The sequence below is a fragment of the Pseudomonas sp. NPDC089918 genome, from assembly GCF_050280605.1.
Classification (GTDB): Bacteria; Pseudomonadota; Gammaproteobacteria; order Pseudomonadales; family Pseudomonadaceae; genus Aquipseudomonas.
Window position 1 is genome coordinate 1 of record NZ_JBNNVP010000014.1, and the last position, 22331, is coordinate 22331.

Annotated in this window: 21 protein-coding genes and 1 pseudogene; 14 read left to right on the forward strand and 8 right to left on the reverse strand. The window is 56.9% G+C overall.

Annotated elements, in window-relative coordinates; all coding sequences use genetic code 11:
* The 6 genes and pseudogenes from ACQKPC_RS12210 to ACQKPC_RS12235 all read left to right on the forward strand — a co-directional run.
* Window positions 1–704: aldehyde dehydrogenase family protein (locus ACQKPC_RS12210; protein WP_427624779.1), on the forward strand; the 704-nt coding region annotated here is incomplete at its 5' end.
* Between the two features lie 141 nt (window positions 705–845).
* A pseudogene (gene dmpG, locus ACQKPC_RS12215) lies at window positions 846–1493 on the forward strand (4-hydroxy-2-oxovalerate aldolase); the annotation flags it as partial.
* 98 nt (window positions 1494–1591) lie between these two features.
* Window positions 1592–2356, forward strand: coding sequence for an SDR family oxidoreductase (locus ACQKPC_RS12220; protein WP_007985675.1), 765 nt, complete (start codon window positions 1592–1594; stop codon window positions 2354–2356).
* Window positions 2357–2431: 75 nt separating this feature from the next.
* Window positions 2432–2896: an SRPBCC family protein gene (locus ACQKPC_RS12225; RefSeq protein WP_008049901.1), complete on the forward strand. Its 465-nt coding sequence runs from the start codon at window positions 2432–2434 to the stop codon at window positions 2894–2896.
* Between the two features lie 54 nt (window positions 2897–2950).
* A complete protein-coding gene (locus tag ACQKPC_RS12230) occupies window positions 2951–3343 on the forward strand; it encodes a nuclear transport factor 2 family protein (RefSeq protein ID WP_427624781.1) in 393 nt (130 codons plus the stop codon).
* 103 nt (window positions 3344–3446) lie between these two features.
* Window positions 3447–4355 (forward strand): LysR family transcriptional regulator, encoded by a 909-nt coding sequence (locus ACQKPC_RS12235; RefSeq protein WP_007970773.1) that lies wholly within the window; start codon window positions 3447–3449, stop codon window positions 4353–4355.
* 70 nt (window positions 4356–4425) lie between these two features.
* On the opposite strand, the gene ACQKPC_RS12240 is transcribed toward ACQKPC_RS12235, so the two are convergent.
* Window positions 4426–5364: a LysR family transcriptional regulator gene (locus ACQKPC_RS12240; protein ID WP_008157133.1), complete on the reverse strand. Its 939-nt coding sequence runs from the start codon at window positions 5362–5364 to the stop codon at window positions 4426–4428.
* 134 nt (window positions 5365–5498) lie between these two features.
* Between ACQKPC_RS12240 and ACQKPC_RS12245 the strand changes: the two genes are divergently transcribed.
* Window positions 5499–6374, forward strand: coding sequence for a LysR family transcriptional regulator (locus tag ACQKPC_RS12245; RefSeq protein ID WP_192408460.1), 876 nt, complete (start codon window positions 5499–5501; stop codon window positions 6372–6374).
* Here ACQKPC_RS12245 and ACQKPC_RS12250 read toward each other — a convergent pair.
* Entirely contained in the window at window positions 6337–7698 is a 1362-nt protein-coding gene (locus ACQKPC_RS12250) for an MFS transporter (protein ID WP_427624783.1), read from the reverse strand. The two genes, ACQKPC_RS12245 and ACQKPC_RS12250, sit on opposite strands and share 38 nt — an antisense overlap.
* A gap of 103 nt (window positions 7699–7801) precedes the next feature.
* On the opposite strand from ACQKPC_RS12250, the gene ACQKPC_RS12255 reads away from it, so the two are divergent.
* Entirely contained in the window at window positions 7802–8698 is an 897-nt protein-coding gene (locus ACQKPC_RS12255) for a LysR family transcriptional regulator (protein ID WP_427624784.1), read from the forward strand.
* 55 nt (window positions 8699–8753) lie between these two features.
* Here ACQKPC_RS12255 and salA read toward each other — a convergent pair whose 3' ends face one another.
* The gene (salA, locus tag ACQKPC_RS12260) at window positions 8754–10016 is read right to left on the reverse strand and encodes a salicylate 1-monooxygenase (RefSeq protein WP_427624785.1); all 1263 of its coding nucleotides are present in this window, start codon (window positions 10014–10016) and stop codon (window positions 8754–8756) included.
* A gap of 131 nt (window positions 10017–10147) precedes the next feature.
* Here salA and ACQKPC_RS12265 point away from each other — a divergent pair, with 131 nt between their 5' ends.
* The 6 genes from ACQKPC_RS12265 (at window position 10148) to ACQKPC_RS12290 (ending at window position 15661) form a co-directional block, all read left to right on the forward strand.
* Window positions 10148–11077: a LysR family transcriptional regulator gene (locus ACQKPC_RS12265; RefSeq protein ID WP_427624786.1), complete on the forward strand. Its 930-nt coding sequence runs from the start codon at window positions 10148–10150 to the stop codon at window positions 11075–11077.
* A 195-nt stretch (window positions 11078–11272) separates the two neighbouring features.
* Window positions 11273–12037 (forward strand): SDR family NAD(P)-dependent oxidoreductase, encoded by a 765-nt coding sequence (locus tag ACQKPC_RS12270; RefSeq protein ID WP_192408465.1) that lies wholly within the window; start codon window positions 11273–11275, stop codon window positions 12035–12037.
* A gap of 172 nt (window positions 12038–12209) precedes the next feature.
* The gene (locus ACQKPC_RS12275; protein ID WP_427624936.1) at window positions 12210–13157 is read left to right on the forward strand and encodes a SphA family protein; all 948 of its coding nucleotides are present in this window, start codon (window positions 12210–12212) and stop codon (window positions 13155–13157) included.
* A 161-nt stretch (window positions 13158–13318) separates the two neighbouring features.
* Entirely contained in the window at window positions 13319–14263 is a 945-nt protein-coding gene (locus tag ACQKPC_RS12280) for an alpha/beta fold hydrolase (RefSeq protein ID WP_427624788.1), read from the forward strand.
* A 32-nt stretch (window positions 14264–14295) separates the two neighbouring features.
* Window positions 14296–15030, forward strand: coding sequence for a pirin family protein (locus tag ACQKPC_RS12285; protein ID WP_427624789.1), 735 nt, complete (start codon window positions 14296–14298; stop codon window positions 15028–15030).
* 25 nt (window positions 15031–15055) lie between these two features.
* Window positions 15056–15661, forward strand: a complete 606-nt coding sequence (locus ACQKPC_RS12290) for an isochorismatase family protein (RefSeq protein ID WP_427624790.1) — start codon at window positions 15056–15058, stop codon at window positions 15659–15661.
* Between the two features lie 62 nt (window positions 15662–15723).
* Here the strand turns inward: ACQKPC_RS12290 and ACQKPC_RS12295 are convergent, their stop codons facing one another.
* From ACQKPC_RS12295 to ACQKPC_RS12315, 5 genes are read right to left on the reverse strand one after another with little or no spacing between them, the layout of a single operon-like run.
* The gene (locus ACQKPC_RS12295; RefSeq protein WP_427624791.1) at window positions 15724–16842 is read right to left on the reverse strand and encodes an FAD-dependent monooxygenase; all 1119 of its coding nucleotides are present in this window, start codon (window positions 16840–16842) and stop codon (window positions 15724–15726) included.
* 37 nt (window positions 16843–16879) lie between these two features.
* A complete protein-coding gene (locus ACQKPC_RS12300) occupies window positions 16880–18400 on the reverse strand; it encodes an MFS transporter (protein ID WP_427624792.1) in 1521 nt (506 codons plus the stop codon).
* Window positions 18401–18410: 10 nt separating this feature from the next.
* Window positions 18411–19601: an efflux RND transporter periplasmic adaptor subunit gene (locus ACQKPC_RS12305; protein WP_427624793.1), complete on the reverse strand. Its 1191-nt coding sequence runs from the start codon at window positions 19599–19601 to the stop codon at window positions 18411–18413.
* 48 nt (window positions 19602–19649) lie between these two features.
* Window positions 19650–20486, reverse strand: coding sequence for a pirin family protein (locus tag ACQKPC_RS12310; protein ID WP_427624795.1), 837 nt, complete (start codon window positions 20484–20486; stop codon window positions 19650–19652).
* Window positions 20487–20496: 10 nt separating this feature from the next.
* The gene (locus ACQKPC_RS12315; RefSeq protein WP_427624796.1) at window positions 20497–21567 is read right to left on the reverse strand and encodes an alkene reductase; all 1071 of its coding nucleotides are present in this window, start codon (window positions 21565–21567) and stop codon (window positions 20497–20499) included.
* Window positions 21568–22331: the final 764 nt, after the last annotated feature.

Here is a 22331-nt window from a genome sequence, read left to right on the forward strand (position 1 = left end):
GCCGGTGGGCGCCATCCTTACCTGCTGGGTTCGCCGGTGGAGTTGGGCTGGCCAGCGACGACGCAGACCTGGATAAGGCCGTCGAAGGCGCGATCATTTCCAAATACCGCAACAACGGTCAGACCTGCGTCTGCGCCAACCGCCTGTACATTCAGGATTCGGTCTACGATGCGTTCGCCGAGAAGCTGAAAGTGGCTGTGGCCAAGCTCAAGATCGGTAACGGTCTGGAAGCAGGCACCACCACTGGCCCGCTGATCGACGAAAAAGCCGTGGCCAAGGTGCAAGAGCACATTGCTGACGCCGTTTCCAAAGGCGCCACCGTGCTGTCCGGCGGCAAGTCGATGGAAGGTAACTTCTTCGAACCGACCATCCTGACCAACGTGCCGAACAACGCTGCCGTGGCCAAGGAAGAAACCTTCGGCCCACTGGCTCCACTGTTCCGCTTCAAAGACGAAGCCGAGGTGATCGCGATGTCCAACGACACCGAGTTCGGTCTGGCTTCGTACTTCTATGCTCGCGACCTGGGCCGTGTATTCCGCGTGGCGGAAGCCCTGGAATACGGCATGGTCGGCGTCAACACGGGGTTGATCTCCAACGAAGTCGCGCCGTTCGGCGGCATCAAGGCCTCGGGCCTGGGCCGTGAAGGCTCCAAGTACGGCATCGAAGACTATCTGGAAATCAAGTATCTGTGTTTGAGCGTGTAATAGGTTTTCAACCTTATTAGTCTGATTGACTGAAAGGAATGGGGCCGGCGAGTCCGGCTCCGATTTTTTCTTCTGTCCTTTCATATCACTGAAGCTATCGCTCTGCGGCTACAAGCCACCCCGATTTTCAATGGAAGTGGGCGTAGGACCAACGGATACGCACGAAAGCTGGACATGGATGTGGTTGGCTTCTTGATGATGAGCCATATGTAGCCCTCCCAAGGGGTGGGGCAGCAGGGCAAGCTGATGGAAAGCTACGGTGCTAACTGCATCTATGTGGTCGACTCCGGGGGGGCTGAATATGGGCGACGTGCGCGACTGATTCCGGGCGTTGAAAAATGTTCTCGCCCTCCATGCGAAGACGGGTATCCATGCCCACCACAACCTGAGCTTGGGCGTTGCCAACTCCATCGTCGCGGTGGTCAGGGTTGTGATCGCGTTGACGCCAGTCTGGCTGGAATGGGGGCCGGTGCAGGCAACACACCATTGGAGGTGTTCATCGCCGCTGCCGAGCAAATGGGCTGGAACCATGGCACCGATCTTTACACCCTGATGGATGTCGCCGATGACATCGCCCCCCTTCAGGACCGTCCAGTGGGTGTTGATCGCGAGACGCTGGCGCTGGGTTATGCAGGCGTTTACTCCAGCTTTCTTCGCCATGCCGAAGCGGCTGCCCAGCGCTACGGGTTGCGTACCGTCGACATCCTGGTCGAATTGGGTCGGCGAAAAATGGTCGGTGGGCAAGAGGACATGATCGTCGATGTGGCGCTGGATTTGACCCGCCGCTAATTGGTGCAACAACGCAACAGTCTTTGGTGGTTTTACGGGATTCCCGATCGTTGCCCCGGTAAATACAGTAAGTGGCATTACAAAACGAGAGTGTGGATATGAGCAACCTTGACGACCGGAACATCATTGTCACTGGCGCCTCAGGCGGTATTGGCCGTGCTTCCGCACTGGCTTTTGCCAAAGCGGGCGCCAGAGTTGTGCTGCTTGATCGCGATGCCCTAGGCATCGAAGAAACCGCCAGCGCTGTCACGGCTGCCGGTGGCAAGGCTTATTCAATCATCTGCGACGTTACCGACGAAGACGCTGTGGCCGCAGCAGTCGATGATGTCGTCACTCGATTTGGCCGTCTGCATGGCGCGTTCAACAATGCAGGGGTCGAGCAAAGCAATTTGCCTCTGCATGAAATTTCGTCTGCGGCGTGGGATCGCATTATCCGTATCGACCTGACCGGTGTTTTCTACTGCATGAAGCATCAGATCCGGGCCATGTTGAACAGTGGCGGTGGCGCCATCGTGAACACCGCTTCGTCCCTGGGCTCGGTAGCGATTGCCGCTGCCTCGGACTATATCGCTGCCAAGCATGGAGTGGTCGGTTTGACCAAGGCTGCGGCCGTCGACTATGGCACCCTCAACATCCGGGTCAACGCAATCATGCCAGGGATCATCGAAACGCCAATGATCGTGCGTGCGAGCGAAGAGCCCAATTTTGCCAAACAGTTCGCTGCATTGCGCGAACGACACCCTATCGGTCGTTTCGGAAAACCGGAAGAAATCGCCAAGGCTGCGCTATGGCTGCTGTCCGATGACGCCAGTTTTGTGACCGGTACGGCAATGGCCGTAGACGGTGGTTATCTCACCGTTTGAGACCCCCTGACAGACTGTCCCTGACGCTCGACAGGGAGTCGGTCACTTTTGAACCTGAAACCCCGGAGTACCCCCATGATCAATGTAAGTCGTCGCTTGAAAGTCAATGCCCCTGAGGAGTCGGGCGGTGTGAACCTGAACCGCAGCCAGGTATGGGAAGGGTTGGTGAGCAAGGCTCGCAATGCGGTGCCGTTCGTTGATGCCATTACCGAATGTAATGTCGTTGAGGACCAGGGCAATACCTTTATCCGCGAAGTGGTGCTTTACGGTGAGCGCCTTCAGGAAATGGTCCTTCTTACTGAAGAGCAGCAAGTCGAGTTCGTGCGCCTCTCCGGTAATGCCCGTGGTCTGATCAAGAACGTCATCGAGGAAGAGGATGGCGAACTGTTCCTGCGCTTCTCCTTCGATTTCTCCCTGCCGGGCGTACCGGCGGGCAGCGAGAAGGAAGTCGAGTTCTCAACCGGCATGCAGACGTCCTACCTGAGCGCCGTACGATCCACCCTGCAAGCCATCCGTAACAAGGTCAGCAAAGCGGCATAAGATTCACCGCAGCGACCAGAAATGAAAAAACAAAAACAAGAAATGAGGCGTGCAATGAACCATGAATTGACAGGTATGTTTGAAAGTGTCGATCGGATGTCGGTCGAAGGTTTTTTGAGTTATCTGACCGATGACGTCGTGTTTCGGTTTGGCAATTCCCCGGAAGTAGTGGGGAAAGAGGGTGTCAGGGCGGCGATTGAGTCATTTTTTACCCAAATAGCCTCGCTGGAACACATTCTTCAAGGCGTGTGGAGCGAGGGCAACACGACAATCATGCGTTTTGATACCTATTACACCCAGCATGACGGCACGATTATCAATGTTCCTTGTTGTGTCGTTGTTCACTTCAATGCTTCCCGATTGATCAATGATTATCGAATTCACATTGATATTTCGCCCCTGTTCAGCAGCGTATCTGCTGGTAATGTTATCCAAGCGTCTGCATAACCATACATGAGTGCCAGTTGAGCTGCACTCGCCGGTCGAAGCCCACGCCGCTTTGCTGGCGAGTGCAGTGTTTTGGTTTGCGAATTTCAGTCAAGGCATTTCGATGAAGGATTTGAATCTGCTCTATACCTTTGAGGCGTTGTGGCGAGACCACTCAGCCTCCATTGCGGCGCAGAATCTGGGTGTTACGCAGGCTGCCGTCAGCGGTTCGCTCAAGCGGTTGCGAAACGATTATGGAGACAGGTTGTTTACGCTGGTCGGTCGCCGAATGGAGCCGACGCCGTTTTGTGTCCATATCGCGCCGCGACTGTTGGCCTCCCTTGCGATGGTCAGGGAGGCAGGAAGCCAAATGCCGGTGTTTGATCCGAAAAATTGCGAAAAATCATTCGTCTTTAGAATGCGCGACATTGGCGAGGTCGTTTGTTTGCCGCCCATCTTGAGCGAATTGTCCAGGGTTGCACCTCAAGCTCGGATACACACCGTCGTGGGTGGGATGGATGAGACGCTCAATGGCCTGTCCACTGGCAGAATCGACCTGGCGCTCGGCTTTTTGCCGACCCTTCAGACTGACATTCACCGTACGCCTGTTATTTCTCAGTACTACGTCTGCGCCATGCGCAAAGACCACCCCTTGGCACATCGCGGCTTGAGCCTCGAAGCCTTTGTCGCCAGTGAGCATTTGTTGGTGGAGTCAGGTGGTGGCGGTCACCAGGCACTGGAGCGTGCTTTGGTCGATGCGGGCGGCAGAGACTGCATTAAAATGCGCACCCCTCAGTTCTTGTCCGCTCCGCACTTGCTGTTGGATACCGACATGATATGGACGCTGCCCATTTCCCTGGGTAAAACCCTGGCGCGCTTTTATCCTCTCGTCATACACCCTCTGCCCCTGCAAATACCCTCGTTCGAGATTGATCTGTACTGGCATGACCGATTTCACCGAGACCCTCAGAACAAGTGGTTGAGAGAAATGGTCGGTCAGGTACTGCGCAGCCAACAATCAGCCTGGCAATAGTCGTTCTCAACAAGCCGCAGCCATCTTCCCTGACCTCAAAACATGAACGCGCGGGGCGCTTGTCCCTTTATCAAGCGACTCGCTCAATGGTGATGCTTCGTTCCTGGATGCTTTGGGGTAAATGGAGGCTCAGGTAATCGATCAAGCTGCGAACGGATGGCAACATCCCTTTCGGTTTGGGGTAGAGCAGATGGATGATATGCGTTGCACCGGTCCAGGAGGGGATAACGACTTCCAGGGCCTTCGCGCGAACAGAGGCTGCAGCTATGGGTTCCGGCAACAACGCGACGCCCAATCCATTGACGGCGGCCTCCAGTTGCATGCGTAGATCATCGAAGATCAGACGTGGCTGATGGCTGACCAGCAGCTCCTCACCTGACGAACTGCTGAGGAACCATCGGCCGACGCCGTCATGGATGTCACCAGGACGAGAAAGCGTCTCGATGTCCGACAGGGCCTGGATCGTGGCAGGTCGCCCGACACGATCGAGAAAGCGCGGGCTTGCGACCAGAATCTGCCTGGTTGCCCCTAATTCCTTTGCGACCAACCCGGCCGTTTCTTCAATCCGGGCACGCGATCGCAAGGCCACGTCAAAGCGCTCTTCAAAGAGGTCGACCTCTCGATCTACAGCATTCAACTCAAGCCGCACCTTCGGATACTTTTCCATGTACCCAGGCAGCAGGGGAGCTAAATAACTCTGCGCCATCACCTGAGGACAGCTCAACCGTACCAACCCGACGGGTTCCCGTCGAAGATGCTCCACGCTTTCATAGGCGGTATGCGCACCCTCGACAACGGGTTGGCTGAGCGTAAAGAAATGATGGCCGGCTTCGGTCAGCGAAACCTGGCGCGTTGTGCGATGTAACAGCCTGGCCCCCATTCGCAATTCAAGATCCGCGATATGACGACTGAGCAACGTTTTTTCAATGCCCGTTGCCCGTGCCGCTGCCGAGAAACCTCCATGTTTGACCACCAGTACGAAGTAATAAAGGTCATTAAGGTCTTTCATGCAGTGACGCTCTCCTGCGGGGGCCGTTGAGCAACCGTTAACGGCAAAGGCTGATGTAACCATCATTGATCAAACTGGATGCGGGATAAACTAGCTACAATTGAAATGACTGATCCACTGATGGAGCAATCAACATGGAACTTCTGAACGACATGGCGTTGTTCGTCGAGGTCGTCAAAGCCCACAGTTTTCGCAAAGCCGCAGAAGCGATGGCGATGCCGAATTCGACCTTGTCGCGACGCATCAGCGGGCTTGAAAAGGCCATTGGCTTGAGACTGTTAAATCGCACCACGCGCAAGATCGAATTGACCGAGGCGGGGCAGTTGTACTTTGACCGGTGCAAGCGAATCGTTGACGAGGCGCGGCTGGCGCACGAGCAGCTGGGTGAAATGCTCGCGCATCCAAGCGGCCTTTTGCGCGCGTCACTGCCGGTGGATTTCGCCAACATTTACCTGGCACCGCTCATTGCTGAATTCGCCCGACGGTACCCCGGCATCAGCTTTGAATTCGACCTCACGCCGCGCCAGGTCGACCTGGTCAGCGAACCCGTCGATGTGGTCATCCGCATGGGCGAACCGGCAGACTCGAATCTGATTGCACGCAAGCTGGCGAGCCTCTCTCGTCGTTTGTACGCCTCGCCTCGTTATCTGGAACTCAATGGAGAACCCAGCGATCCGTCCGAGCTGGTAAACCACGAATGCTTGCGCCTGCGAAAAGCTGGCAAGTGGCAGCTTTCCCATTCAGGCGAAGTGGTTGAGGTCGAGGTGGGAGGACGGTTTCAATTGAATAGCGTCGGGATGCTTCGGCGATTGGCGACACTGGATCTGGGGATAGCGCTGCTACCTGAAGGCATTGCCGCGGACGATCTGCGCACTGGCTTGCTGCAACCGGTACTGCCCCAATGGCAGGCCAATCCGATCCCGGTGTATGCCCTCACTGAAACCCGTCTTTTGCCTGCAAAAACTCAACGTTTCATTGAGTTTCTGCGTGAGCAACTTGAGCAGGCTTGACTGTCGGGTTCCGTCGAGTGCTGAGCCAATAAAGACCACCAATGGATGTTGCGCCGATCAACACAGGAACTGCCAGCCAATGGAAGAAGACCTGTGATGTGCCCGCGGTGGAGATAAACCAGGCGCCCAGCGTCGAGCCGACAATTGAACCGCAGCGGCCGAGGGCCATTGCCCAACTCACCCCGGTCACCCGGGCGGCGGTGGGGTACAAGGTGGCTGACACCAGGTTGAGTCCGTTTTGCGCACCGGCTACACCGAAGCCGATGAGAAATACCATGGCAGCCAATTGATAGGGATCCCCCATCAGATAGCCCGTGACGGCAATGACCACAGCCGTCACCGAGTACGAGAACGTCAGTACAGGGTAGGGGCCGACGCGATCCATCAGCAGGGCCATGAGAATGGCGCCGACAGTACCGCCCAGCGGCACCATGGCGCCAATACGCGAAGCGTAAGCGATATCGTAGCCGGCCTCTTTGAGCAGGGTCGGCAGCCAGCTGGTCAGCAGATAAAACACAAAGAGCGAGCAGAAGAAGGTCACCCACAGCAGCAATGTTCGGACCAATCGGCCGTCGATGAACAGGTGCGAGATCGGCGACCTGACCTGGGCCGGGCGCTCGTCATCGAGGATCGTTACACCGCTCCAGCTCTTTCGGGTGATGCGTTCGACCACCCGACGCAAGGCGTCGGCGTGCTTGCCCGAAGACGCCATAAACCGAACCGACTCAGGCATTAGCCAAGCCAACAGTGGCAGTAGCGCCAGCGGCATGACGCCACCGAGCACCAGCACAGAACGCCAGCCGAATGCAGGAATCATGTGTGCTGCGAGCATGCCGCCCAAGGCAAGACCCGCCGTGAAGCCACTCCAGCTCAAGGTCACCATGATCATGCGTCGGCGGGCGGGGGAGTATTCGGCGCTCAAGGCAATGCACGCCGGCATCGCACCACCCAGGCCGATGCCGGTGATGAAGCGCAGAATCGTAAGCGACTCGATCGATTGGGTGTAGGCGCTGGCCAGGGTGGCGAGACCAAACACCAGCACTGAAATCAGTAAAACGCTTTTGCGCCCGATGGCATCGGCGAATGGCCCCAGTATCAGGCTGCCGACCATCAGACCGAACAGCCCTGTCCCGAAAACCGGTGACAACTGGGCAGGCAACAGACCCCATTCTTCGCGCAGCGACGGGGCGATGTAACCAATGGCTGCGGTATCGAAACCATCCACCAGGACGATGAGGAAGCACAAGGCAAGGATGACGATCTGGTATGGCGAGATCTTCGCGCTGTCGATGATCTCGCCAATTCGGGCGTTGTCAGGGTTCATGCGGCTACCTTTTATTTTTTTTATCTGGACGTGATCGTCGCCAAGCGCTTTAAATAAAGGAAGCCAATTCTAATTATTCAAACTATCTGGTTTTGTTATACCAATGCGCACCGACCTCAACCTGCTCCGCGTCCTGCTAGCCGTTTATGAAACCGGCAATGTCACCTCGGCGGCGAAGCGGCTAGGCATGAGCCAGCCCGCAACCAGTGCGGCACTGGCTCGCCTGCGTCACTCACTGGGGGACCCACTGTTCATTCGCTCGGGTAACGTGATGGAGGCGACGCCACGGGCGCAAGGCATCATTGAGCGCACCCGCGAAGTGATCGAAATAATCGACCGGGACATCCTCAGCGGCCCGACCTTCGACCCTGCTACCAGCGACCAGGAGTTCGTCTTTTGCCTGAGCGAAGTGGGTGAAGTGGTCTTTCTACCTGCGCTATTCCAGAGCCTGCGCAGCGCGGCACCGAATACCCGCATTCGAACTGTCAGTCTGGCACCTGATGAGCTTGTGGAGAACCTGCATGAAGGCCGGGTCGATGCGGTGCTTGGCTATTTTCCCGACCTCACAACCCCCAACATCTATCAGCAGCGGTTGTTCTCTCATGACCTGGTTTGTCTGATCCGCCTCGATCACCCGCTGGCGGGGGAGCAACTGTCCCTGGAAGACTTCATCAGGCTGGAGCATCTGCAGGTACGTGATGGCAGTCGACGCCAGGAAATGTTCGAAGCCCACCTGACCAAAGCAGGTATCCACCGCAACATCGTGCTGCAGACTTCTCACTACATGAGTGTGCCATCGATCATCGAACGCTCCGATTTGATCGTGGTGTTGCCACGCACCGTCGCCAACATGTACACGCATAATCTGAACGTGCGAATGGTCGAGCCTCCCGTGGACATTCCACGCTACGACCTCAAGCAGTACTGGCATGCGCGTTTTCACGAAGCGCCGAGAAGTGTCTGGCTGCGGCGCTTGATTATGTCGGTATTCAATGGGTGACGTATCAGGTCAATCTGGAACGATTGACCTGGCAGAAGGGGCGAGAAAAACGCGTTTAGCAGAGTGTCAGGGCTTTTTTCACTTCATCGTCCAGACTATGTTGCCAAACCCAATCTAGGCGCTGTTCCAACGCGTCCTTCAATTTCCGGGAATCGCGACCAACGGTTGGGTTCTTGTATTCGTACAACTCACCGGCTTCCCAGGACGTGCGCTGAACGCGCGAGGCACGCTCGCGTCGGACCTCATCGTAGGCCGCCAGCAGTGCGGGTACATCCGCCGCTGAAGCCGCCTCGTTCGAAAGCAACTCTGCCAGGAAGTAAGCATCTTCGAGGCCCTGGCCTGCGCCAGCACCCTGGTGTGGCAGCATCGCGTGCGCCGCGTCGCCAATGAGTGCTACTCGCCCGTGGACATAAGTGGGTAACGGCTCCACATCGTGAAGGGCCCAAAGCGTCGGGTTTTCAATGCATTGAAGTAGCGTTTTTACGGCAAGCCCTGAGCTTTCAAAACTGTTCAGCATTTGCTCTTTCGAAGCCGCTTTCACCCATGGCATGTCGGCCGGCCAGGAGGGATGTTCGACATGGCGGTCGGACACAAAGGCAACGATGTTGATCAGACGCCCCTTTTTAACGGGAAACGTCAGGACGTGGGCGTCTTCGCTCAGGTACATCTGAGGCACGTTGAGTAAGTGCTCATCCAGTGCTGCCGCACGATAAGCATCACGGAGTACCGCCGTTTCCACCAATCCCCTGAACGCTGACGTGCCGGTGAAGCGCGGCTTTACGGCTGAATGGCCAGCAGCAGCAAGCAGGGGATTACGCAGGGCTGATTTGATTCCGTCTGCGGCAATGACAACGTCCGCTGGGTAGGAGCTGCCGTCGGAAAATTTCAGTGATACTTCGTTATTGTTTTCTTCATAGCCGACGACTTGCCTGCCCAACGACGCAATGCCTTGCGGTAGGCGCTTGGCCAACAGATCGATGAAGTCGGCGCGATGGACAGATGATTGCCCTACGCCCGGCGCAACGCTGGTACCTATCAGTGAGGCATCGTGCGCATGACGCCACTCGAACCAGACGTCCTGCCAGGGGGCAGAAGTGCTGTCGGCAATTTCATGGTAGTCCTCACCGATACCGAGCTGCTTGATAGCCTGTACAGCATTGGCGCCAAAAGAAACGCCGGCGCCGATTTCACCGAAAGCGGGGGCGACTTCAAACAGCTTGACGTGTGTCATTCCCTTTTTTATCAGGCCTAGTGCCAGGGCAGTCCCGGCAATTCCTCCACCCACGATGGCTACACGTAGCGCATGCTTGCGGTCCATTGAGTCACCTTTCTATTGTGATTATTGGTGGGCCATTTTTCGCAACTTTGATGCGCAGCGTCCAAGACTTTGTCCCTATGCAACATAGCCTCGCGGCTATACTAGGGAACCTCCCTGGTAGAAAGGCCGTCATGGATATCCGTCAAATCAAGCGTTTTATCGCGGTGGCAAGAACACGGAATTTCACCAAGGCAGCGCAGTCGCTGCACGTCGCGCAGCCGTCACTTAGCAAGCAGATCCATCTGCTCGAGGAAGAGTTGGGTTTTCAACTATTCCTTCGTGAGACACGCCCCATTCAGCTGACCCCGGCCGGTCAGCGATTCTATGAAGATGCCATAGCACTCGTTGGCAAATTCGAACAGATGACGGCAAATGCTCGTCAGACGGCCTTGGGCACACGTCAGACGATCACGATCGGTTTCGTTGCCTCGGCCTTGTATGGTGCCCTCCCGACGATTATTCGCCGTTTGCGAAGAGTTCGGCCGGACCTGGACGTGAAATGGGAGGAAATGACATCTGGTGAACAGATGGTTGCGCTACGGGAAAGGAAGATCGATGTAGGGTTTGGACGCATCCACACGGAGGCAGCCGAGGTCGATCGAATAGTGCTCAGAGAGGAGCGCCTTATGGCTGCCATAGCACCGGCCTTTGAGCTTGCTTCCATATCTACCCCTGTTTCACTAGCTGAACTGGGTGGCTGGCCGATCATTGTTTATCCCTCCCGATTCCATCCAAGCTTCGCTGATCAGGTGTTGAACATGATCAGAGCGAAGGGTGGCGAACCCTCGGAGGTACACGCAGTAGGCGATCTTCAGACAGCGTTAGGATTGGCGTCCGCGGAGTCGGGTTATTGCATCATTCCCGCCTCGGCTCGCCACCTCAGACGTGAGCTGGTTTATCGACTTGTAAGCGACAAAGAAGCGGTCTCACCGTTGATCATGAGTTACCGCCTTGATGATAACGATAGCGTCGTAGAACTCATCAAAGAGTTAACACGTACGTTGTACGCCGAAAAACCGGAGTGGTTAGAGCCGGAATATAATCGCATTTTGAATTTCTAACCCTGCCTGTCATTTCCCTTTTAGACCCTTTCACCGTGATTGGAGCGTGAGCGCAACAGTCCTTGGTGATTTTCGTGCCTAGTCAATAGGTAGTGGTCTACCTACAGTTCGGCAACTCATTAACCACCACGACTGATCGGGTGTGTTACTGCAAGATCTGTTCTTATAAAAACAAGCAAGAATAACGGAGTGCTTATGAGTCATCGTCTGCAGGGTAAAGTTTGCATTATTACAGGCACTGGCGGGTCAATGGGGCGCGCGGCTGCGTTAATGTTCGCGCTACAAGGCGCCAAAGTAGTGGGGTGTGACATCTATCATGAGGCGGCTCAGGAGACAGTTGATGCCGTGAAGTCCATGGGTGGGGAGATGGTCTCATTAAACAATTGTGACTTGACGGACCCCGCCAACTGCACCCGGCTAGTTGAATTGGCGGTGTCGGAGTTTGGGCGCGTCGATGTGTTATTCAATAATGCGGCGATGGCCTATTTTGGTTGGATTGATCAGATATCAAACGAGGACTGGCATCGAACAATCGATCAGGAACTGAATCTGGTTTTCCATCTCGTGCGTGCCGCCTGGCCGGAGTTAATCAAGTCCCCGGGTGCTTCCATCATTAACACAGCGTCGGTTTCGGCATGGTCGACCTACCGCATGCTCCCCGGAATCGCGCACAGCGCGGCCAAAGGAGCCGTGCTTTCCATGACTCGCCAACTGGCGCTGGAAGGCCGGGTCCATGGCTTGCGCGCCAACAGCATTTCCCCTGGGTTGATTGAGTCCAAGCAAACAATCCCGTTGCTGCAGGATCCCGAGTGGGCTGAAACGATGGTGGGCAAAGTGATGCTGGGGCGTTTGGGTAAGCCCGAAGAAGTTGCGGCCACTGCTTTATTCCTGGCCTCTGATGAAAGCTCTTTCATTACGGGTACTGATATTCGGGTCGATGGTGGTACCACTGCCTGGTAACTCTACCTGACATTAAGTTTGATTATTCAACTGGTCTGCCTGAAACAAGGAGGGGCTCTATTGCCTTGCAAATAATAAACACCCCTTAGAGGCAGGCCCTGTTGTTCTGTTTGTTCTGTTTGTTCGCATGAATCTTCGTAATCAAAATAATAATCCATACGAGATCATCCTTATGTTGCGCGTAAAAACTTTGCGGCTCAGCAAACGTTCTCCCTTGCTCTGCACGGCGGCCATGCTGCTGACGTGTGCCCAAACTCACGCTACCGAAAACAACGGAACTGCTTACCCACTTGGTCTTGACACCGTATTGGCTGGGCGAATGCCACCACCAGGGTTAACCACCTTTTTTTACAGTTCTGCTTACGAGTCGACTGAACTAAAGGGGGCCTATGGGCGCAGCATGGCCGGGATTGAGGACTTCAACCTCAGTTACCAGTCACTCGCGGTATGCCTGGACTACGTTTATTCCGACTACACCTTATGGGGCGCAACACTGGCCAGTCGTGCAGCCTTGCCCTACATAAAAGGGCAGGTGAGTTTTTATACCGAAACGCCCCAAGGGCGTGTCCGCAACAGTGGCAAGGATGAAGGCTTCGCCGATCTGGCGTTTACTCCACTGTTTCTGGGTTGGAGTTCTCCACGTTTCCATCAGATGCTGGGTGTGGATTTTTATGCACCCACCGCTTCGTATGACAAGGATCGGCTGTTCAATGTGGGAACCAACGTGTGGTCCTACTCGCCGTGGTACTCCTTCACGGCGAACCCGATAGACGAGGTGGAGATAAGCGCCAAGATTCTCTACATGATAAACGACAAAAATCGTGCGACTGATTACCGGTCGGGGCGCGAGATTAATGCTGACTATCATCTTGGCTACAGCTTGAACAAAAATTGGCAGGTTGGGGTCAGTGGGTATTTGTACAAGCAGGTGAGCGATGATGAGCGTCACGGTGAGTCGGTGTGGGAGGACGGCAATCGAGGTCAAGTCGTTGCTTATGGCCCTGTTGTGAAATATCAAACCCCCAAATTTGGCGTACTGATGAAGTGGCAGCATGAAACGCTTGTCGAAAACCGGGCCCGCGGCGAGCGACTCTGGCTCCAGGCGGTCGTGCGTTTTTAAGCCTGGTCTATTGGCCACATCTGCGAAGCAGGGGCGCCAGTCTTGGCCCTTGCGCCGTGATTGGTGCATCAGCACAACAGTCCTTGGTGATTTTCCTGTCTAGTCAGTCTCTGGTGCCTCATTTATGGTCTGGTGATTAGATCAATCAGGCGGGCTTTGGGATGCTGCAAAAGGAACACTTCAAAACGCTGAGCGGCTTCGGCTCCGTGCACGACGTACCCAAGCTGCCAACCGGTTTTACTGACGTCTTCGAAAGCTACGAGATCGCGGCCAACGGCGTGAAACTGCACGCCGTCATTGGCGGGCAGGGCAAGCCGTTGCTACTGCTTGGGGGCTGGCCGCAAAACTGGTTTGCGTGGCGTTACCTGATGCAGCCGCTGGCTCGCACGTTCACCGTGATCGCTGTCGATCCGCGGGGTGTCGGGCTCTCGGAAAAAGCGCAGGAGGGTTATGACTCAAGGACCTTGGCCCAAGACATGTTTGCGCTAATGGACGCCTTGGGGCATGAGTCTTTTGCCATGGCCGGCCATGACATCGGCATGTGGACCGGTTATGCCATGGCACACGATCAACCCGCCCGAATCGAGCGCATTGCGCTGGGCGAGGCGCTTATTCCAGGCTTATCGGACTCTCCGCCTTTGCTGCCTGAGCAGCGCTGGCTCAGTGATTTTCTCTGGCATTTCAACTTCAATCGGGCGCTGGGCATCAACGAGCAACTGGTCAGTGGTCGCGAAGAACTCTACTTCGGTCACCAGTTCGCGACGAAAGCAGGGTCGCCAGAGGCGGTACCTCGTTACGCGATCGACTTCTACATCGAACAACTCAAGCGCGATCCACAAGCCCTGCGGGCCAGCTTCGACTATTACCGCGCAATCGATCAGTCGATTCCACAGAACCAACAGCGCAAAGCAACGCGCCTGACCTTACCGGTGTTGGCATTTTCGGGTGCGCTTGCCTGTGGCGACAGCGTTGAAGCCGAGTTGCGCACGGTCGCATCGAATGTCGAATCCGTGGTCATTCCGGATTGCGGTCACTATCCGGCGGAAGAACACCCGGAGGCATTGCTGGCCGCGTTTGAGGCGTTTTTCGCACCCTATGCACGATGAGAACGATACCCCTAGTGCCAGAGGCTGCCGTCATGTCTTTTGTTATCGCCCAGCTTAGTCGCGCCAACCTCGGCGGCCATTTCCACGGTTACGGTCTGCGCACCGAACCAGCGTTGATCTCCCCCTTCATCGGGGTCGACCACTACTGGATGGATGCGCCGACCTTTGCGCCACACCAGCATGTCGGCATTTCGGCGGTGTCCTACCTGCTTCCCGATTCCGAGACAGGGATGGCCAACCGTGACTCGATCGGCACTCAGAATGTGATTCAACCGGGCGGTCTGCACTGGACCACCGCCGGCCGTGGCGTGGTGCACGAGGAGGTACCGGTCGAAACCGGCAAAAAGGTTCACGGACTGCAGATCTTCGTCGCTCTCGCTCCGTCGAACAGGGACATCGCTCCGTTCCCGCTGATACTCGAAGCGCAGGATGTGCCAGTCATGCAGGAGCCAGGTGCCAAGGTGCGGGTGCCGTTGGGGAGCTATCGTGAGATGCGCTCCCCGCTGAGTCCACCGACCGAGGTAACGATGCTCGACATCACTCTGGAGGAGGGTGCCGAGCTGAGTGTGTCTATTGCCGCAGGCCACTGCATGTTTGCCATGCCAATCGACGGCACGGTGGAGGTGGAGGCCCAGCGCTTCAATCGCGAGGACCTCAAGCTTCCGGTGTTCCCGGCGCAAGATACTCCACGCGAGGTCAAGTTGAGAGCCCCGCAGGGCAGTGCCAACGTCGTGCTGTTCAGCGGACCTCCGCTACCCTTTGTTTGAACCCAACGAAACGAGGATTTGTACTATGGCTGACGTACGATTCACTGCAGAGAACGCCGCGTTGTTGCTGATCGACCATCAGGTCGGCACGATGCAACTGATCAAAAACATCGACCGTGACTTTGCCGCCAAGCAGTCGATTGCGCTGGCCAAGATGGCGAAGATCCTCAACATGCCGGTCGTGATTACGTCCAGCCAGGAAGATCAAGCTCAAGGCCCGATTCTTCCGGAAATCGCCGCGGTGCTCCCGGAAGCGCACGCGGCACGGATCAAGCGTCCCGGTGTGGTAAATGCCTGGGAGTATGCCGACTTCCGCAATGCGGTACTTGCCACTGGGCGCAAGCATCTGATCATGGCCGGTGTGACCACTGACGTTTGTCTTATCTTTCCAGCCATCGATGCTGCGCTCGAAGGCTTCGCCGTGCAGGCCGTGCTGGATGCTTCGGGTTCGCCCAGCGATCTTTCCGAAGAGCTCGCTCGTCAACGAATGCACGATGCTGGCGTCGTGCTCACCGCCACCAATACGCTCATGGCAGAAATCGGGCAGGATTGGTCCACACCAAATGGACAGCAATTGATTGGCTTGTTGTTCACCGACGTATTCCCGGCCTTGGGTGCCGGCATCCAGTAAACCGCGATCTCATCGCGCTGCTCGAAGCGCATGACGCTTCGAGCAGCGGGGCTGTTCCCAGATCAGTTGGCTGCCGCATAGTGAACATATTCGGCACTGATCCGGTTTGAATGGCTGACCAACCCGCGGACGAAGGGTAATCGTGCTGCTTCATAACGGGCCAGCACGGCGGCAATAGGGTCGTCTGCGCCTCGGTCTGCGAGCATCCGGGCCAGCACCGCCGCATCTTCCACCCCAGTCAAAAAACCGCGCCCGGTCATCGGTGAAACGACGTGGGCAGCATCCCCGATGATGGCCAGTGCACCGCGTGCCAACCGCTGCGGCTTGTACTCGGTAATCGGAGCGCCGCTCAAAACATTCGCTGAGCGCACGCCGACAGTAACCGCCTCCGCCCACATCTCAGGCCAGACCTGAGGGACCTGAGCGACCAAGCCAGACCTCACGTCTTCATCGATCGTCCCGCGTCCGAGTGTGCCCACGATGTGGCCATCGACAGTCAGGCAACCAGTGCGACGGAGCAATGCCTCCTGATGTACATCGAACCATGCGAATGTGACTTGACGCTGACCTGGCTCCATCGAGCCGTCGCGACCTGGAAGTACCGCAGCAACCAGACGATATCCGCCCACGAACTCAATCCATAGGCCGCCGTCCGATGGCCAGGGGACGGGACGCGTCAGCGCTCGCTCCTCGACCAGTCCACGCCACACCAGATAACCGGCGTAGCGGGCAAGCGGTGCGTCGGGCGTGATTGTCTGGCGAACAATGCTGCGATATCCGTCCGCCCCGATCACCGCAGCGGCAACCCTCTGCGTTCCGTCGGCAAAGGAGAGTTGTGCCCGATCGCCAAGGTCTGTGACCGAGGTGACGGCGTTGCCTTCTTCGAGGACGATGCCGGGTGTTGCGACAGCCCGGTCCCGTAGCCAGCTGTAAAGCGCCGGCCAGGTCGTCAGTTCGCGATAGGCGGGTACCACGGGCAAGATGGGCGCAGCACGGGGATCATGGCCAACCGTCGCCGCGACCACATCGAGATCGATGCTCAGGCTGTCGCCACCGTGTACACGCCCGACGGAGCGCTCAACGACACGAACGGGCACGCCCCTGGCCGCGCACGCGAGCGCCAGCGTGAGGCCGGCAAGGGATCCGCCGACAATAGTGATTTCCGGGTAGGTGGCGTTCATCACGTATAAGCACTCATAGCGGTGAAAGTATTCCAGTTCATCTAAAGGTCTTCTGCGTGACTGAAATGATCAGTGCGATCGCCGCCACGCCGATCACGACCCAGAAATATTCCATGCTGGCGACCAGGGTCGATTGCTGCTGCAGCATTTGTGCGTGCATCGCCACTGAGATCTGATTCGCAGTGGTGGAGCCCACTTCGGATGACAGTGCTTGCGCCAGCTGTTGAGTCTGCTCCACATAGAGAGTGTCGCTGGCGCTGAAGTGCACGTTGAGGTTGTTGTATTGCAGGGTCGTACGCCATTGCAGAAACAGTGTGGCGGCCGTGGTGCCAATCGCCATGGCGATCTGTCCCATCATGTTTTTGATCTGATAGGCATGCGCGAACAGCTTCTCCTCTTGCATCACATCCCTAAAGGTCTGCATGGCCGCGGTCGACATCACCAACATCACAAAGCAGCCATTGAGAATCAATGCCGGCAGAATGTTCGACCACATGTTGGCGCTGGGCGTCAGCGAGGACAGCAGCCAGCCAAAGCCACCCAGCGCGATGAATCCCAGAATGAAGAACTTCTTCGGGGCGGGGTGCTTTGGAAGGAGAGTGGCCATGATGACCCAGGTGGCCAGGGTTCCGGTCAGTCCGATGGCCTGGAATGTACCGATGGTGTCCCAGGAGTAGCCCAGTCCCGTTTGCAGGAAGTACGGCAAGATGTAGTTATTGGCGCCCAGTACAACGTAGGCGTAGCAAAACAGCGCCACACCCTGGAGGTAACGAGGCTGCATCAAGTCCCGGACCTTCAGGAAGGGCTTGGCCTTGTTGTGTTCGGCGTGGAAGAAGGTGTACATCCCCAGTGCTGCCAAGAGTGCGCAACCGACGATGATGAAGGTGTCGTTGTAAAAGTCGTAGTAGGACCGCTGCAAAATGTAGAGCAGAAAGAAACTGCTGACCGACAACAACAGAATGCTTGCCAGGCTTGAGGGGGTTCGGTCCTCCTCGGGGATAGGGCTGGTAGGCAGAAAACGCACGCAAAGTGCTGCTGCAACCAGGGCGCCGGCGATCAATATCCAGAAGATGGCGTGCCAGGTATTTTCGGCCACCACCCACGACGAGATAAAAGGCGCCGCCGCCGTCCCGCCAGCGAGGCCGGTGGCAAATACTTTGATTCCGGTGAACCGGCCCGGGCCTGGGGGAATCAGGTTGATCATGAGGCGTGCCGACGTCATGAACGACGCCCCACCCAGGGCCATGACGACTCGGCCTACGGTGAAGCTGGTCAAATCACTGCTCACGCCACACACGAAAGCGCCCAGCACGAATACGCTGATTGAGCCGAGCATGAAATTGCGCCAGCCCAGGCGCTCCGTCAACCAATGCTGTTTTGAAATCACCACCACTGCGATACAGGCATACAGGGCGGCCACCAGGCTGAATTCTTCAGGGCTCGCCTCGATTTCGCCGCGAATCGGTGCATTGGCAAAAGCGATCATGCCCGCCTGTAAATATTCCAGCGCACAAAGCAAGCCCACAGTGAACAACAAGGCAGCGTGTTTTCTGTACATGATCCCCCCGTCAAAGTTTCAGGTTTTTGGGGTCATGGTCACTGCCCTCATTGGCACTGATCACGCGTTCCACCACTTCATTGGCATCCTGAAGTTCGTTCTTGAAAATCTCGGTGCTGTAGACCGGTTGCTGTGCACCGGTCTTGTTCAGGACAGGGCCATTGCGATCGGAGGTATCGACTGAAACCCGCATGGACAAACCCAGTCGCAAGGGGTTTTGTGCGATTTCCTGCGGCCGCAAGGCAATCCTTACCGGCACCCGTTGGGTCACTTTGATCCAGTTGCCCGTAGCGTTTTGGGCCGGCATCAAGGAGAAAGCACTGCCGGTACCGGCATCCAGGCCGATGATGGTTCCGTGGAAAATGACGCTGCGGCTGTAGGCATCCGCGCGCAGCTCAACGGGTTGGCCAATACGCAGATCTTCAATCTGCGATTCCTTGAAATTGGCATTGACCCAGACTTGATCAACCGGCACCACCGACATCAGTGCGACGCCCGGACTGATTTTTTGTCCGACCTGCACACTGCGTTTGGTGATCACGCCGGCAACCGGTGAATAGATCTGGGTGCGATGCAAGGCGATGTAGGCATCACGCAGGTTGCTTGCCGCGACCAGCACATCCGGGTGAGTGCGAAGCGTGGTGTCGTCGACCATCGCGCGCCGAATGGAGAGCGCGTGTTGGGTGCCATCAAGCCCTGCTATTGCGTTTTTGAGTACGTCGGCGGTGTGGCTGATCTCTTCACGAGATACGGCACCACTGTCGGCGAGTTGGTTGCGCCGACGCAAATCATCCCGAGCCTTGCGCACGTCGTTTCGACGCTGCTCGACTTCGGCCAGGAGTTGCTGGACCTGGTAGTATTCAGTGCGTGCCAGGCGTACTGCGCGAGCGAGGTTCGACTGGGCGCGCTCGTACTGAATTTCGGCGTCCACGGCGTTCAATGTGACCAACGGCGCGTTGCTATCGACATGATCGGTGTTGTCGCCGTTGATTGCCGTTACGGTACCGCTGACTTGGGAGGTCACCTGAACCACATTGCCGTCGACATAGGCATCGTCGGTGGATTCGCTATCCAGTTTCAGCAGGTAGGCAACGCACAAGGCAACGACCATAAGGACGATGGCCAGGATCAGCAGCAATGTGGGGCGGTGCGATGTTCGCTGTTGAGTGGTAGCGGCTGGGGAGGGCGTAGTTGTCGTCATAGCGTCATTTACCTGCCAGGGGAGGCGCGTTTTTCGGTCAACATTGAGTTAACGAGGTTGCAGCTTTCCGAACGCACCGCGCTGGTAGCCATCAATGGCTTCGGTCAGCGCAAGCTGAGAGGCGAGCGCCAGCGGTCCTTGCCAATACACGGGTTGATTCAACGGGACGCCAGAAAACAGCACGGCTTTGGCATTGCCCTGGGGGGCGCTCAACCTGACTGCGCGATCGTCACGCAGCGGAAGATTCACCGGCAGCGTGAGCTCGATGAGATTGAAGGGGAGGCCGTTGACCCACACTTCGCCGTCAATCGGCATCACGAACGCCACGTGACCTTCGGGGATCGGGACGCTGACTTCAGCGCCGTCCTCGAGCGAGATGTCCAGCACGGTCACTTCGGTGGGCACCGATAACGGCGACGACACCTCGGCGAAACGGCCCAGTGGCACGCGCACCTTGACCCCTGGCAACCGCACCACGGGCACATCCTGCGCTTCGAGACTGAGCGCAAACGGAGCGTCCGCTTGGCGCTCCTGCGCCAGGTTGATGAAAATCTGCAGCATGTGCACCGTCTTGCCCGGCTCGGCCGGCACCTCCTCGTGCACCACGCCTTTACCCGCCGCCGTCCAGTGCAGCCCACCGGGTTTAATCAGGTTGCGGTTGCCCAGCGCGTCGCGGTTATCAATTCCGGTCTCGGAATCAAGAAACAGATAGGACACGGCTGAGAAACCGGCATGTGGGTGCGGTGGAAACGTCGGCCCGCTGATCCAGGCATGATCGACCGCGAGAAACGGGTCGATAGGCTTGGCGAACTGATTTCCACGCAGGCTGAAGGCCCGGAACTGACTGCCGTGATTCATGCGCTGCAAACGTGCGACGGTCGTCATGGCAATCTCCTCAGGCGCTCTGTGCCGGGCTCATGGCCGGGTAATCGATATACCCTTGCGCGCCCGGTGCGTAGAACGTGTCCTTGTCCGGAGCATTAAGCTCGGCGCCTGTACGAAAGCGCTCAGGCAGATCGGGGTTGGCAAGGAAGGCACTACCAAACACGACAGCGTCGGCCCGCCCCTCGGCGATCAGGGTTTCGGCGGAGCGCTGATCGAGTCCGCCACCGATCAGGTAGCTGCCGTCGAACAGTGGACGCAGCAACGCGTGGTAGTCGACGCTGGCGCCAAACAGGGCAACGTGCAGATAAGCCAGATTCAGCCCGTGCAACTGTTCGACCAGCCAGGTGTAGGTTTCTTGCGGATTGGCATCGACGATGTCGTTGAAATTCATCTCAGGAGAGATCTTGAGACCCACCCGGTCACCACCGATTTCTGTCGAGATGGCAGCCAGCACGTCCAGTACAAAACGAACACGGTTTTCAACCGATCCACCGTACTCGTCCGTGCGCTGATTACTGCCCGTGGAGAGAAACTGTTCCGGCAGATACCCCGACGCGGCGTGCACCTCGACACCGTCGAAACCGGCCTCGATGGCCAGGCGCGCCGCTTGGCGATAGCCCTCGATGACCGCGGCAATCTCGACCACGCTGAGTGCATGGGGGGTGACGAAATCCTCAAGGCCCGTCGCGGTCCAGGTCTGGCCGGCGGGTTTGATCGCGGAGGGCGCCTGTGGCTGGGCGCCATTGGGTAGCAACGAAGGATGGGAAATGCGTCCGCAGTGCATCAACTGCATGAAGATCCTTCCGCCGCGAGCATGCACGGCCTCGGTGACTTGCTTCCACGCGGCGACCTGCTCGGCGGTTTCGATGCCTGGGGTGCGGACATAGCCCTTGCCCATCGCAACGGGGAACACGCCTTCACTGATGATCAGGCCGGCGCTGGCACGCTGTGCGTAGTAAGTCGCCACCAGTTCGCTTGGCACGCCGGCCTCATCGGAACGCGAACGAGTCATAGGGGCCATGACCATGCGGTTGGACAGGGTGTAGCGACTGATTTGGACTTGGGAAAAAAGAGAATTCATTGCGGTGCTCCTCAGTAATCGATGTAGCTATCATTGATCAATCCGAATCCGGGATAAACCTGGTTAAATTGAAATGACTGATCCACTGGTGGAGCAATGTCTGTAGCGGATTCCGCGATAGGGTCAGATAAAATTGAGTTGAAACTTCGATACCATCCCTTCAATGGGCGATGGGCATACCCCGGTAGCGTACCTTGGAATAATTCCCCTTTTGTTCTTGATACACCCGAAAGACAAGTCCAGAATCAAGTCCATTCCTACTTCAGGAATGAAAGAAACCCCTTTGATTTCAATGGGTCGGACGCCAGATGCGAGTCTCGTTTCCCGCTCCAAATATTGCGCTACAGAGCTCCACTGAATTCTGTAAGCGATTGAAATCAGGACCTTCGGGTCCTTTTTTCGTTCCGGCGGGAACCACTGAAATCCAGCACCATCCAGTGCGTTTAAGTCCAGGATTAAGTCCAGGATTCTGATGCGTACGGAGTCGGTTTGCTGCTGGAGCAGTTTGTGTACCGAGATGAGTGTCCGGCCCTGACTCTGTCAGGAGCTCGCGATGGCACTCTCAGAAGTGTCTATTCGGCACGCTCGAATCACTGGTATTGACTACACGCTCGGGCTGATGAATCGGTGGAGGAGATGGGGCTGGACCTGACCGAGCACAATGAGCGTGCCTACAACCATTAAGATCTGGTGCGGACAGCAAAACGCCGGCATGAGCCGGCGTTTTGCTTACTGGGTCTTATCGCAAAGCCTGACGGGCGAAC